We start from the raw sequence: 13,664 nt of genomic DNA on the forward strand, positions 1-13,664 counted from the left end.
GACGGGCCGTTTCGAATAGGGTGCATGGCTACGATCCGGCGAAAGCCGCGCCATGCGGCCGCAACGGTTACGGACCGGCCCATAGTAAGGCCAGGCCATATTCAGGGAAGAGCGATCATGAGCGAACACGCGGCAGTCGACCAGGAAGCGTCAAACGCGCGGCGTGGGCGCGGCGCCAGCGGCGGAGCGGCGGCCAGGCGCGCGGCGCGCTCCGGCGGCGGGCCGGGCACCCAGCTCACCTACATCAAGCGCAAGATCAACGTCTATGAGGTGCTCGACGAGGAAGGGCTGGCGCTGATCGAGAAGAACACCGACACGGTGCTCGAGGAAATCGGCATCATCTTCCGCGACGACGCCGAAGCGCTGCAGCTCTGGAAAGAGGCCGGCGCCGACGTCAAGGGCGAGCGCGTGCATTTCCCCAAGGGGCTTTGCCGTTCGCTGCTGAAGACCGCGCCTTCCGTCTATACACAGCATGCCCGCAATTCAGAACGCTCGGTGCAGATCGGCGGCAACGCCACGGTGTTCGCACCGGTCTACGGCCCGCCCTTCGTGCGCGACCTCGATGGCGTCAGGCGCTATGCGACGATCGAGGATTTCCGGAATTTCGTGAAACTCGCCTATATGGCGCCGTCTATCCACCATTCCGGCGGCACTGTGTGCGAACCGGTCGACGTGCCGGTCAACAAGCGCCACCTCGACATGGTCTATGCGCACATCAAATATTCGGACAAGCCGTTCATGGGGTCGGTGACCGCGCCGGAGCGCGCCGAGGACACGGTGGCGATGGCCAAGCTCGTCTTCGGCGACGACTTCGTCGAGAACAACACGGTGCTGACCAGCCTGATCAACGCCAACTCGCCGATGGTGTTCGACGAGACGATGCTCGGCGCACTGAAGGTCTATTCGCGGCACAACCAGGCCTGCATCGTCACGCCGTTCATCCTTGCCGGCGCGATGAGCCCGGTGACGGTCGCCGGCACGCTGACGCAGGTCCTGGCCGAGGTGCTGGCCGGCGCATCGTTCACGCAGCTGATCCGGCCGGGCGCGCCGGTGCTGTTCGGCACCTTCGCCTCGTCGATCTCGATGCAGTCGGGTGCGCCGACCTTCGGCACGCCCGAACCGTCCCTGGTCTCCTACGGCGCGGCGCAGCTCGCACGCCGGCTCGGCCTGCCGTTCCGTACCGGCGGTTCGCTCTGCGCGTCCAAGGTTCCGGATGCGCAGGCCGCCTATGAAAGCGCCAACACGCTGAACTCGACCATGCTTGCCGGCACCAACTTTGTCCTTCACTCGGCCGGCTGGCTCGAGGGCGGGCTGGCGTCATGCTACGAAAAATTCATGATGGACGTCGACCAGCTCGGCATGCAGCAGAAATTCGCCGAAGGCGTCGACCTGTCGGAGAACGGCCAGGCGATGGACGCCATCCGCCAGGTCGGGCCGGGAAGCCATTATCTCGGCTGCGACCACACCCAGGCCAATTTCCAGACCGCCTTCTACCGCTCCAACATCGCCGACAACAATTCCTATGAGCAGTGGCTGGCCGAAGGCGAAAAGACCGCGCCGCAGCGCGCCAACGAACTCGCCCGCCGCTGGCTGGAGAGCTACGAGGCGCCGCATCTCGATCCCAGCATCGACGAAGCCCTGAAGGACTTCATCGCCAGGAAGAAGGGGTCGATGCCCGACGCCTTCACCTGAAAGGAGCCCGAGTCAGGCGGGGCTAAAGTCGCCAACATCATCCACAAGGAAGTCTGGCGGAGCGCCTTCTCCGATCCGGACAAGAAGGGATGATTCTATGCGCGGCATGATCGAAAGGATCACGTCCGCGCTTGACGCCAACGGCCTCATGCTGCGCGGCGGCTTTGCTTTTCCTGATAGCGATGCCCCTCATGGCGCATCGGGCGCACCGGCAAGGTCCATCCTGCTGGTGGGGCAGGCGGGTGCCGCACCCTGGCGGCATTTCCTGCGCTGGCGAGAGCAACAACCCCAGGCAATCGCCAATCCGCTCGACACATGGTCACGCGAAACGATCGGCACGGTCGCGGAAAAATTTGGTGCCCGTGCCGTTTCGCCCTCGGACAAGCCCTATCTGCCGTTCCAGCAATGGGCGATGCGGGCGGAGGGATTAAAACCGTCGCCGCTCGGCATTCTCATGCATCCGCAATACGGGCTCTGGCATGCCTATCGCGGCGCGTTGCTGTTCGAGGACGAGATCGAGCTTTCGGAGCGGGCTGATGCAATCCACCTTTGCGATGCCTGTGTCGAGAAACCCTGCCTGAAATCCTGTCCGGTCGATGCCTATTCCAGGGAGGGGTTTGCCTACCAGACCTGCCTTGCGCATGTGCGTGGCGGGAATGGCGAACCGTGCCGGAGCGGCGGCTGCCTCGACCGCAATGCCTGTCCCTATGGCACCGCCTATCGTTATCCGCCGGAGGTTCAGGCCTTCCATATGGCGAGCTTCGTACGGGCCGCCAGCTGATCAACGCCATCGTGTGGCGCTTGGATTTCCCGATGCGTGTCTTGACGGTGGACAAAAGCAGGCCTATTCATCAAGTCATCAGATGACTTGATGAATAGGCCGATGCAACCCGCCATCCGAACGAATCTTGCCGACAGCGCAGCCGGGAGCCTGCGTGCCGAAATCGTCGGCGGCCGCTGGGGCGTGGGCGAACGCATTCCCAATGAAGCGGCGCTCAGTGATCTGCTGTCGGTCAGCCGCGGCACTGTGCGTGAGGCGGTGAGGGTGCTGGTCTCGCAAGGATTGCTGGATACGCGCCAGGGCTCGGGCACCTATGTGCGCTCGACCGTCGATTCATCGGCCGCGCTCGACCGCGTCAAGCGAACCGGCTTGCGCGACCAATGGGAGGCGCGCGCAGCGCTGGACCTGGAGGCGGCGCGGCTTGCCGCCTTGCGCCGCACACCCGCCGATCTCGACCGGATGCGCCTGCTGCTTTCCGAGCGCGGCTCGGTCGCCGATGGCGGGAGCAACGCTTTCATCCGGCGCGATCTCGCCTTCCACAAATCGGTCGTCGCGGCGTCCGGCAACAAGGCGATGATGGAGCTCTACGACTTCTTCACCGCGGCCATCACCGAAACCATCCACGCCACCATCGACGGCGAACTGCCCGAGCCGGACCAGCAGGCGCATGCGGCGATCGTCGACGCCATAGCCGCGGGTGACCCCGACCGTGCGGTTTCCGCCGTCCGCGCTTTCATGGCGCCGGTTCTGGCCCAACTTGAAAGACTGCTTTCCCAATGAACCAGACGTTTCGTCAGCCCGTTCCGACGGCGCAATCCAACGCCATCGAGGGGCTGGACCTCATCGATGCCGAAGCCGATAGCTTGCCGAAGCCGCGGCCACCCGAACTGCGTAGCCGCTCCGCGCGCATCGTGCTTGGCGCAAGCCTTGTGCTGATCGCCTTCAATCTGCGGCCGCTATTTTCCAGCCTGTCGGTGCTGCTGCCCGAGGTGATGCAGGCGACCAGTCTTTCGACGACCGGCGCCAGCCTGCTGACCACGCTTCCGGTCTTGTGTCTCGGCCTTTTCGCCCCCTTTGCTCCCCGGCTTGCCCAGCGCTACGGGGCTGAACGCACCTTGCTTGGCGCGCTTGCGCTGCTGGCGCTGGGAACCGGGCTGCGCTGGTTCGGTTCGGTGCCGCTGCTGTTTGTCGCCACCTTCCTTGCCGGCGGCGCCATCGCCATCGGCAACGTGCTTTTGCCGGGTCTGGTCAAGCGCGATTTTGCCGGCAGCGCCGCCGTCATGACCGGGCTCTACACGATGGCCCTGTGCGCCGGTTCAGCCGCTGCCGCCGGCCTCACCTTGCCGATCGAGCATTTTGTCACGGGCTCATGGTCGGGCGCGCTCGCCGCATGGGCAGCGCCGACATTGGTCGTGCTGCTGATCTGGATCCCGCAGGCGCTGGGCAGCCGGCGGCAGGCCAGCCATCGCGGCTTTCGCGTCGTCGGCCTGTGGCGCGATCGCCTGGCCTGGCAGGTGACGCTGTTCATGGGGCTGCAGTCGGCGCTTGCCTACTGCATCTTCGGCTGGCTGGCGCCGATCCTGCGCGAGCGCGGCTTCGACGCGGCCACCGCCGGCGCCATCGCTTCGGTGTCCGTCATGGCGCAGGTCATCACCTGCCTTGCCGTGCCCTCCGTCGCGGTACGGCTCAGGGACCAGCGCGGCATCAACGTGGCGCTTGTTGGCGTGGCGGTGGTCGCGCTGCTCGGCATTCTCTTCGCGCCGACTTCGACCGTGCTTTTCTGGGCGATCCTGCAAGGCATCGGGCAAGGTGGCCTGATCGCTGCCGCCATGACCCTGATCGTTCTGCGTTCGCCGGATTCGCATGTCGCCGCGCATCTTTCGGGCATGGCGCAGGGCGTCGGCTATGTGCTTGCGGCAACCGGCCCGCTGTTGGTCGGCCTGATCCGCGGCTGGACCGGCAGTTTCTCGGAATCCGCCTTCCTGTTCGTCGCGCTTGGGCTGGGTGCCGCCATCATGGGGTTCGGCGCCGGACGGGCGCTGCATGTCGGCGCCAGGACCATGCGCATCGATGGGGAAGGCTGATCCAAGCCTTCCATGTCGCGGCCTCGGGCACCCGCCAACGCGTCACGCGGTCCTGCACGAAATGTTGACCATGGAGATCAGGGAACGCCTTGCCGTGGCGGTTTGCGCGGATATGTATCGCTGCTCTGATCAACGGAGCAGGCAATGACGAAGCAGGACCTTCAGATCAAGACCCGTGACGGTGTGGCGAAGGCTGGCCTGTTCCGCTCGGCCAAGAGCTCTCCAGCCAAGGCCGGCGTCATTGTCTACCAGGATGCGTTCGGTCCGCGCGCCGCGCTCGACGGCATGGCCGCGCGACTGGCGGGCGAGGGCTATGCGGTGCTGGTGCCCGATCTCTTCCATCGCAACGCGCCTTACGGGCCGTTCGATGCCAAGACCGCCTTCGTCGAGGAAAAAACCAAGGCAGCGCTGATGGCGCTGGTCACCGGCACGACACAGGAGATGACGATCAGCGACAGCGCGGCCTTTCTCGATGCGCTCGCCGGCGAAGACGTCACCGGGCCGATCGGCACAGTCGGCTATTGCATGGGTGGTGCGCGGGCGCTGAACGCCGCCGCGTCCTATCCCGAAAGGATCAAGGCCGCCGCGAGTTTCCATGGCGGCAATCTTGCCAGCGACGCCGCCGACAGCCCGCACCGCAAGGCCGCGTCCATCAAGGCGCGTGTCTATGTCGGCATGGCCGGCGTCGACAGGAGTTTTCCGCCCGAACAGTCGACGCGGCTGGAGGAGGCACTGCGGAACGCGGAGGTCGACCACACGATCGAGAACTATGTCGGCATGGCGCACGGCTGGTGCGTGCCGGATCACAGCGTCTACAACGAAGCCGGCGCCGAGCGGCATTGGCAAAGGCTGATCACGCTGTTTGCCGAAACACTGATCTGAGCCGTCGAGCGGATCGCCTGAACCAGGCCGATCGCATGAAGTCCGATAGCCACGCCTGCGCCGATCAAAAGCAGGGATTGACCTTGGTTAGAAGAAGCGTGGCGGTAGATGCCAATGCGATGGCGCGCAGAGACCCAAGTCGATACGGAATTGCCAGCATCATGCTTGATGCCAGCGGGCCCCTCTTTCTTGTTCTTGCGCCGGATGTGAAGGCGTCCCGGCAGGCGATTTGAGTGTCAAAGCGCCGGGCGGAAAAAAATCTTTGCATCACCCCAAGGATCGGCCATTAGCCTTCGTCCAACAGGCAAATGATGGCGATGATGCTGGATGAGAGCGAAGCCTCCGACGCCGAACTGATCGGGCGGGCGAAGGGCGGGGACAGAGGGGCCTTCGGCAAATTGCTGGAGCGTCACTACGACTTCGTCTATCGCGCCGCCTATCGCTGGTGCGGCAAGAAGGCGGATGCCGAAGACATCGCCCAGGAAGTCTGTGTCCGGCTTGGCAAGGCGATCCGCGACTATCGCGGTGGCGGCGCCTTCACGACATGGCTCTACACCATGACGATGAACGCGGCGCGCGACATGATGCGCAAGACCGCCCGCGAGACGGTCAAGACCGAGGCCTATGGCGTCCATGCGCTGATTTCGGGCGAGGTCCTGGCCGAGAGCGAGGATCCGGCCGAGGCGCTGTGGGCAGCGGTGCGGCAGCTTCCGGACAAGCAGCGCGATGCCGTACTGCTTGTCTATGGCGAGGGCCTGAGCCACGCGGCCGCCGCCGAGGCGATGGCGATCTCGGAGACGACGGTTTCCTGGCACATCCATGAAGCGAAGAAACGGCTGAAGACGCTGATGCGCTCGGCCGGGGAAGTGTGACCATGGTCGACGACAACGAACTTAACAGACTGCGCGATATCGCAGCACCGGTGCCGGGCGAGAGCGCGAAGGCGCGCGCCTTCGAGGCTGCCATGCACGCCTATGATCAGGAAAATATTTCTGCCGTCACCCAAGGATCGGTCGGCGGTCTTCGTCTCACAGAGCGAGCACAAAAGCTCTGGAGCGAGATCATGCAAAAGAAACTCATCGCCACGCCGGCCCTTGCCGGGCTCGTCGCCCTGCCGATCGCCGGATACGCCACTTTCCACCTGCTGAGGGAACAGCCGCCCAAATTCGGCGGCGACGAAAAGATCACCGAGACGCTGGCCGACAAGCCGGCGACCGTGAAGCCAGTCGTGGCAGAGCCGAAGCAAGCTCCGACCGAACTGGCGAAGGACAAGAAGGCCGATGCCGATGTGGAGAGCCGCGACGCCGCCGATGCGCTTGTCGCGCCGACCGCTCCGCCGAAACCCGAATCCGCCCAGGCCGGTGGCTCAGCCCAGCAGACCGCCGCGGAGCGCGGGGCGGTGGCCGAGCCGGCACCGCCAGCGCCGACGGGTAAATTCGCACTGGACGGAACTGTAAGCGCGCCCAGCACATCGCGGGTCGCCCGCATGCCGGCTGCTGAATCCAAACTGATGGCGCCGCTGCCCACCGCACCGACGGACCAGATTGCGCCACAAGAGGAAAATCGCAACCGCATCGAGGATTTCAAGACCAATCCGGTGCATGCGGCACTCGCAGACCCGGTCTCGACCTTCTCGATCGATGTCGATACCGCCTCCTATTCCTTCGTGCGCCGTTCGCTGAAGGAAGGGTCCGTGCCGCAGGCCGATACAGTGCGCGTCGAGGAGATGATCAACTACTTCCCCTATGACTGGAAGGGGCCGGACTCGGCGTCGACGCCTTTCAACTCGACCGTCAGCGTGATGCCGACGCCGTGGAACGAGCATACCAAGCTGATGCATGTCGCCATCAAGGGCTTCGACATCAAGCCGACCGAGCAGCCGAAGGCCAATCTGGTGTTCCTGATCGATGTCTCGGGTTCGATGGACGAGCCGGACAAGCTGCCGCTGCTCAAATCGGCATTCCGGCTGCTGGTCAGCAAGTTGAAGGCTGACGACACCATCTCCATCGTCACCTATGCTGGAGAGGCCGGCACGGTGCTGATGCCGACCAAGGCTGCCGAAAAGGACAAGATTCTCAATGCCATCGACAATCTGACGCCCGGCGGTTCGACGGCCGGTGAGGCCGGCATCAAGGAAGCCTACAAGCTTGCCCAGCAATCCTTCATCAAGAACGGCGTCAACCGGGTGATGCTGGCCACCGATGGCGACTTCAATGTCGGCCAGAGCGACGATGATGATCTGAAGCGCCTGATCGAACAGGAGCGCAAGTCGGGTGTCTTCCTGTCGGTGTTCGGCTTTGGGCATGACAATCTGAACGACCAGATGATGCAGACCATTGCCCAGAACGGCAACGGCACCGCCGCCTATATCGACACGCTGGCCGAAGCCGAAAAGGTGCTTGTCGAGGATGCCTCCTCGACGCTGTTCCCGATCGCCAAGGACGTGAAGATCCAGGTCGAGTTCAATCCGAACAAGGTCTCCGAATACCGGCTGATCGGTTACGAGACCCGGGCGCTCAGCCGCGAGGATTTCAACAATGACCGTGTCGATGCCGGCGACATCGGCTCCGGCCATTCGGTCACCGCGATCTACGAGATCACACCAAAGGGCAGCGGCGGCGAGCAGATCGACCCGCTGCGCTATGGCCAGGCCACGGTCAACAATGGCGGTGTCGCCAACGCGGATGAATATGCCTTCGTCAAGATCCGCTACAAGCTGCCCACCGAGGACGTCTCGAAGCTGATCACCACGCCGGTGACATCGGCCAACGAGGTGGCGTCCTTCGACCAGGCGAGCACCGACCAGCGCTTTTCCGTCGCGGTCGCGGCCTTTGGCCAGAAGCTGCGCGACGAGGATGCGACCGCGAAGTTCGGTTACGACAGGATCATGGAGATTGCCACTGCCGCCCGAGGAGCCGATCCGTTTGGGTACAGGTCTGAGTTCCTCTCGCTCGTGCGCCTTGCCTCGGCGCTGGGCGGTAACCGGTAGTGGTGATACGGCCGGTTTCTTTCAGATGGGATCGTTCTGATACGGGAAACCGGCCCACGGGCGGGTGAGGCAGGCCGGCGAGGGATTTTTCCCTTGCCGGCCTTTTTTTGTTGTGTGGCTGCCTTGCGCCACCCATGCTGGCGAGGGGAAAGGCAGGATCATGAAGAAGCGTATTATTCTCGTGCGGCACAGCGACGAGCCCGCAGACGACCGCATGTTCGCCTACCTCCAGAAGAACGGCTACGAACCGGTCTTGCGCCGCGCCTTTGCCGGAGAGGCGCTCGATGCGGATGATACTGTCGCAGGCGGCGTGATTTATGGCGGAATGTACAATGTATATGATACCTCGCTGCATCCGTTTTTGCTGGACGAATACCGGTTTATCGACTTCTGCATGAATGCCGGCATCCCGTTGCTCGGTATTTGCCAGGGCGCTCAGCAAATTGCCTGGCTTCACGGCGCGCAGGTCGGTCCGCCGGCAAGCGGGGTACACGAATTTGGGTGTTACCCACTTTATCCCTCGGCCGGAGCTGAGGATTTCCTGCCTGCGCCGATCCATGTGACGCAGTCACACTGGCATGGCTTCGAACTGCCGGAAGGGGCCCAGCATCTTGCCTCGAGCGACCTTTTCCCCAATCAGGCTTTCCGTATCGGCGACAAGGTGTACGGCCTGCAATTCCATGCGGAAGTAACGCCAATAGGATTTCAGCGTGTGCAGAACCGCCCGACAGCGAATTATGACAAGCCGGGCGCACAGACGCGCGAGGAGCAGGATCGCCTCATGGTCCTGCACGATGCGGCGCAAGCCGCCTGGTTCAATGGGTTCTTGCGCAAGCTTTTTCCGCCGTTGATTTAGCCGCCCCAACGACGGCGGCATCGCAGGTTCATAGCTATCTGCCGGATCGTTAAATTGCGCGGTATTTCCGGTACCGGATCGCAATGTCCTCTCGTTACACCGGGCTTGTTTACAGGGCTTGAGGGAGCCGGAATTGCAGATCAGGACTATCGCCAACGCGCCCCCGCCGGCGCGAGACGCTTCGCCGGTTTCATCAGCCTCGTCAGCCGAAACCAGACGCATCAGCGACGATGTCGCGCAGGCGCGTGACACCGCAATGTCGGCGCTGACCAACGACCGCTTCCGCCTGATGCTGGAACAGATCACCGACCCGGGTTCATCCGGTGCCCTGATGACAATGCGCGGCGACAATGTGGTCGATTTCAAGTCGGCGCAGTCGAGCTACGCCGACAATAGCGATTAACCCAAGGATATTGCCTCAGGCCCGGCTGCGGCGGCGTTCGCGGCGGGCTTCGCTTGTCTCGGCGGTGTTTTCCGTCGCCACCTTGTTGCGCATCGGACCGATGCGCTCGACGATCGTCTCGACCGTCGGGCGGCTGGCCTTGGTATGGGCGTCGAGCGCCTTGCGCATGGCGGCAAGGTGCTGGAACGAGGTGCCGCAGCAGCCGCCGACGATTTTCGCGCCGGCATCGACAGCGAGACGCACATAGTCGGCCATCAATTCCGGCGTGCCGGAATAATGGATCTCGGTGCCGCGGAATTCGGGAATGCCGCAATTGCCCTTGACGATCACCGTCGCCTGCGGCTTCGCCTCGGTCATGTCGAGCAGCGAGGCCAGGATATCGGAAGCGCCGACACCGCAATTGGCGCCAACGCCGAGCGGGGCCTGCGACAGGCCATCGGCGACGCCGTGGATGTCTTTCGGCAACAGGCCCATCATGGTCCGGCCGGCCGTGTCGAAGGAGCCGGTATAAGTGTAGGGCAGGCCGACGCGAATTGCCGCCTCGGCGGCGGCGCGGATTTCGTCGGGCGCCGACATGGTCTCGATCCAGGCCACTTCGGCGCCGCCTTCCTTGAGACCCTCGATCTGCTCGGCAAAGGCGTCGACCGCCTCGTCATAGGTCATGGCGCCGAGCGGCACCAGCAACTCACCGGTCGGGCCGACGGAGCCGGCAACGATGACCTTGCGGCCGGCCTTGTCGGCAACCGCCCGCGCAATCTCGGCGGCGCGCTTGTTCAGCGCATGGACACGGTCCTGCGCATGGTGGAGCTTCAACCGATGACGGGTGCCGCCGAAGGAGTTGGTCAGGATGATGTCGGCGCCGGCATCGACGAAATTCTGGTGCAGGCTGGTGATGGTGTCGGGCGCGGTCTCGTTCAGCAGTTCCGGCGCCTCGCCGGCCTCCAGACCCATGGCGAACAAATTGGTGCCCGTGGCGCCATCGGCCAGCAGCACGCCCTTTTCAGCCAGCAAGGCATCGATCGGATTGGTCGTCGTCATCGGATTGGCTTTCATATTTCGAAGTCAAATAAGGATATAAAGAAGTCTTTATGTCTAGTCAATGATTTGCCACGATGACCCGGCCAGATTGAAAGACTGTCTACGATCCGCTTATGATCTCGACCTCGATCTCGGTGCAGACCCCGCCATTGGTCGGGTAATAGTCGACCGAGCAGGCGGTGACCACCAGCAGCAGGTCCAGTTCAGCGCGCAGCGTCACGTTACCGCCGGGTGGATTGATCGAAGCCTCGACGATCAGCCTGCCATCGGGTTGCGGCAGGGAATTCTGGAAGAGGTCGACGGGGTCGGGTGCGAAGGGCAGCGATATGCCCTCGACGGCCAGCGCCTGCATCAGATTGTCCCGGCAGTTCGGGTGGTTGGGAAAGCCGGCGCGCTCATAGAGCGCGCTGTCGCAGGCCGGATAGAGCATGTCATGCGGGCCGGGCGATGCGTTCTCCACCAGTGTCAGCATCGGCCTGGCGGCCGCGCTGTAGAAATGGTCGCCGATGCGGGGAAAAAGCCGCTCGGTGATGTCGCGGGTCTGCGACGTGCTCAGCCAGTCGAGCGCCGGCTCGGTGGCGAACGCCCAGAGATCGGCGACCTGTTGTCCCCTAGGGTCGATGATGCGGATGAGGTCTCCGCGCCAGACGCGGATGGAACGGCCAGACTGGGGAGGGACGACGATGCGGCGCGGCTCTGACATGGGCTGTCCTTTTTGAGATGCGGATAGTCTCGAATGACCACGATTGCGCCGGATCAGACAGAGCCTGACGGGAACGACATGCTGGCCAGATTGCGCGCGAAGCTTGCTGCCTCGTGCGGGTTGACGTCGGCGGCCCGGATCAGGTTGTCGAAGTGCTGGGTCAGTGCCTGAACCGGCTGGGTGGCGTTCAGCACGACGTACATGTCACCCACATAGATGGCGGCGCGATAGGGCCCGAAGATGGTGAGCGGGATCGAATAGCGCATGCGGCCGTCATAGAGAAACAGCCGGAAGGTCGGGTAGAGATCGTCAAGCAGCGTCGCCATATGGGCGAGCTGCTGCTGGCGATCGGCCTCCGGAAAACGGTCCCAGACGCCGAGGCCGCGGGCGAAAATCTCCAGCGTGTGGCGCGGCATGCAGACTTCCATGTCGGTTTCCGGGCGCCGGTTGTATTCGATGCGGTACTGCGTCTCGCTGGCCTGCGCCAGGCGGCTCCGGTTGGTGATGTTGGCCTCGTAGTCGACCAGGGCGCGGGTCCGCAGCAGGTCGGGGATGCCGGCCGGCACGTAGCGGATCTTGGTGCCTGCGGCCTCGGCGAACCATTTGGCGAGCAGCGTGCGGTCGAAACCATCGGGCGCTTCCTCGATCTCGAGGCTTTCACGGATTTCCCCGGTGACGCCTTCGTCCTGGCTAAGGCCGAGCAGCCAGTCGAGCGATATCTTGAATTCCGCGGCGATGTTGAGCAGCGTTTCGGCCCTCGGCAGGCGCGTCGAGGCACCCGACATCAGCTGCGACAGTGCCGACCGGTCGATGCCGACCGCTGAAGCGAAGGCGGACTGGTTGAGATCCGATCGTGTCAGGAGCAGCCTCAGGCGCTCCCGAAAGATTGCTGACAGGTCGCGTTTGTCCATCGTCCGGTCCTCCGAATCTTGAGGAAAAAATTTGCGCCGAAGCGACCCAAGGGGCGTCTCAGGCGTAAATGAATCCCTAAGGCTGTTTACAATGTGTAACATGTGCGGTCAAAAATGCGCAATCGCAACATTTTGTATACTTTGTCGCGTTGAGTGGAATCGTTTCTCCTGACACTATGTTGTCAGGAACCATTGGGGGTTCCGGCGACTGAGGGGCAGTGGTCGATAGCATGACAGGCAAGAGCATCAAGCGACGCAACGCACCGGCCATCGAGTGGCCGACCACGGTTCTCGCTTTCTTCTGTTACGGAACGTGGCTTGCCACCGGTTTCCTGCTCTGGCCTTCCTATCCCATTGTGGCGCTCCTTCTCCTCGGCTTTGTCCTGGCACTGCAGTCGTCGATCATGCACGAAGTGCTGCATGGTCATCCGACGCGCAATGCGTTGATCAACGAAGCCTTCGTCTTCCTGCCGATCGGTCTGGTCTGGCCGTTCCGGCGCTTCAAGACGCTGCACTTGCGCCACCATGCCGACGAGCGGCTGACCGATCCGCTGGACGATCCGGAAAGCTACTATCAGGCGCTGTGGCAGCACGACGAATTGCCGCCGACGATGAAATTCCTGCTCAAGGTCAACAACACCATGGCCGGCCGGTTCTTCCTCGGCCCCTGGCTGTCCTGCATCGGCTTCTTCATCGACGACGCCAAGCAGATCATGGCCGGCGACAAGGCGATCCGCAAAGCCTGGCTGTTGCATGCGATCGGCCTCGCCATTGTGGCGCCGATCGTGCAGTTCGGCTTCGGCATTCCGTTGTGGCTCTACATCCTGGCACCGGTGTGGCTCGGTCAGTCGCTGATCGCGATCCGCACCTTTGCCGAGCATCAGTGGTCCGAGCATCCGGAAGGCCGCACGGTGATCATCGAGCGCTCGCCGCTGTCGTTTCTGTTCCTCAACAACAATCTGCACTTCGTCCACCACAAGACGCCGACCGTGGCCTGGTACAAGCTGCCCAAGCTGTTTCGCGAGCGCCGGGACGAGTGGCTGCGGATGAACAATGGCTATGCCTATCCGAACTATTTCGCGCTGATCAAAGCCTATGCCTTCAAGGCAAAGGAGCCGATCGTGCACCCGGTGCTGCGTCGTGCGCCTGAGCACGGCCGGGCGTTCAAGCCACGCATCCGGGCCCGCAACATCAATGGGCTCGGCACCGCGCCGGTGCCCGCCGAGCCGCCCAAGGAATAGCCCGGGCATCCCGGGATAGGTGTCGGCCAATTCTGATTGGACGCCGCGTTTTTGCGATCCTTTTCCAGAGATGATGATTTGATA

At 63.2% G+C, this 13,664-nt stretch carries 14 protein-coding genes; 11 read left to right on the forward strand and 3 right to left on the reverse strand.

What is annotated here, in order from left to right:
* Nucleotides 1-117: 117 nt before the first annotated feature.
* The 10 genes from EB815_RS19675 (at nucleotide 118) to EB815_RS19720 (ending at nucleotide 9,687) form a co-directional block, all read left to right on the forward strand.
* Nucleotides 118-1,692: a trimethylamine methyltransferase family protein gene (locus tag EB815_RS19675; RefSeq protein WP_056572565.1), complete on the forward strand. Its 1,575-nt coding sequence runs from the start codon at nucleotides 118-120 to the stop codon at nucleotides 1,690-1,692.
* A 97-nt stretch (nucleotides 1,693-1,789) separates the two neighbouring features.
* Nucleotides 1,790-2,473: a hypothetical protein gene (locus tag EB815_RS19680; RefSeq protein ID WP_056572563.1), complete on the forward strand. Its 684-nt coding sequence runs from the start codon at nucleotides 1,790-1,792 to the stop codon at nucleotides 2,471-2,473.
* Nucleotides 2,474-2,575: 102 nt separating this feature from the next.
* Entirely contained in the window at nucleotides 2,576-3,253 is a 678-nt protein-coding gene (locus EB815_RS19685; RefSeq protein ID WP_056572562.1) for a FadR/GntR family transcriptional regulator, read from the forward strand.
* Nucleotides 3,250-4,557, forward strand: coding sequence for a CynX/NimT family MFS transporter (locus EB815_RS19690; RefSeq protein ID WP_081295099.1), 1,308 nt, complete (start codon nucleotides 3,250-3,252; stop codon nucleotides 4,555-4,557). The genes EB815_RS19685 and EB815_RS19690 overlap by 4 nt, the downstream gene beginning before the upstream one ends.
* Nucleotides 4,558-4,701: 144 nt before the next feature.
* Nucleotides 4,702-5,439: a dienelactone hydrolase family protein gene (locus EB815_RS19695; protein ID WP_056572560.1), complete on the forward strand. Its 738-nt coding sequence runs from the start codon at nucleotides 4,702-4,704 to the stop codon at nucleotides 5,437-5,439.
* Nucleotides 5,440-5,474: 35 nt separating this feature from the next.
* Entirely contained in the window at nucleotides 5,475-5,672 is a 198-nt protein-coding gene (locus tag EB815_RS19700; protein WP_056572558.1) for a hypothetical protein, read from the forward strand.
* A gap of 78 nt (nucleotides 5,673-5,750) precedes the next feature.
* Nucleotides 5,751-6,311: an RNA polymerase sigma factor gene (locus tag EB815_RS19705; RefSeq protein ID WP_056573459.1), complete on the forward strand. Its 561-nt coding sequence runs from the start codon at nucleotides 5,751-5,753 to the stop codon at nucleotides 6,309-6,311.
* A gap of 2 nt (nucleotides 6,312-6,313) precedes the next feature.
* Nucleotides 6,314-8,428, forward strand: a complete 2,115-nt coding sequence (locus EB815_RS19710; protein WP_056572556.1) for a vWA domain-containing protein — start codon at nucleotides 6,314-6,316, stop codon at nucleotides 8,426-8,428.
* Nucleotides 8,429-8,588: 160 nt separating this feature from the next.
* The gene (locus EB815_RS19715; protein ID WP_056572553.1) at nucleotides 8,589-9,284 is read left to right on the forward strand and encodes a glutamine amidotransferase-related protein; all 696 of its coding nucleotides are present in this window, start codon (nucleotides 8,589-8,591) and stop codon (nucleotides 9,282-9,284) included.
* A gap of 133 nt (nucleotides 9,285-9,417) precedes the next feature.
* Nucleotides 9,418-9,687 carry a hypothetical protein gene (locus EB815_RS19720; RefSeq protein ID WP_056573457.1) on the forward strand — a complete coding sequence of 90 codons (270 nt, stop codon included), beginning with the start codon at nucleotides 9,418-9,420 and terminating at the stop codon, nucleotides 9,685-9,687.
* A 15-nt stretch (nucleotides 9,688-9,702) separates the two neighbouring features.
* On the opposite strand, the gene bmt is transcribed toward EB815_RS19720, so the two are convergent.
* The 3 genes from bmt to EB815_RS19735 form a co-directional block, all read right to left on the reverse strand.
* Nucleotides 9,703-10,725 (reverse strand): betaine--homocysteine S-methyltransferase, encoded by a 1,023-nt coding sequence (gene bmt, locus EB815_RS19725; RefSeq protein ID WP_056573454.1) that lies wholly within the window; start codon nucleotides 10,723-10,725, stop codon nucleotides 9,703-9,705.
* Nucleotides 10,726-10,825: 100 nt separating this feature from the next.
* On the reverse strand, nucleotides 10,826-11,428 hold the full coding sequence (locus EB815_RS19730; protein WP_056572551.1) for a DUF1989 domain-containing protein: 603 nt from the start codon (nucleotides 11,426-11,428) through the stop codon (nucleotides 10,826-10,828).
* Between the two features lie 53 nt (nucleotides 11,429-11,481).
* The gene (locus tag EB815_RS19735) at nucleotides 11,482-12,339 is read right to left on the reverse strand and encodes a helix-turn-helix domain-containing protein (protein ID WP_056572549.1); all 858 of its coding nucleotides are present in this window, start codon (nucleotides 12,337-12,339) and stop codon (nucleotides 11,482-11,484) included.
* A gap of 230 nt (nucleotides 12,340-12,569) precedes the next feature.
* On the opposite strand from EB815_RS19735, the gene EB815_RS19740 reads away from it, so the two are divergent.
* Nucleotides 12,570-13,580 (forward strand): fatty acid desaturase, encoded by a 1,011-nt coding sequence (locus EB815_RS19740; protein WP_056572547.1) that lies wholly within the window; start codon nucleotides 12,570-12,572, stop codon nucleotides 13,578-13,580.
* Nucleotides 13,581-13,664: the final 84 nt, after the last annotated feature.

It is taken from the genome of Mesorhizobium loti (assembly GCF_013170705.1).
GTDB classification, from domain to species: Bacteria; Pseudomonadota; Alphaproteobacteria; order Rhizobiales; family Rhizobiaceae; genus Mesorhizobium; species Mesorhizobium loti_D.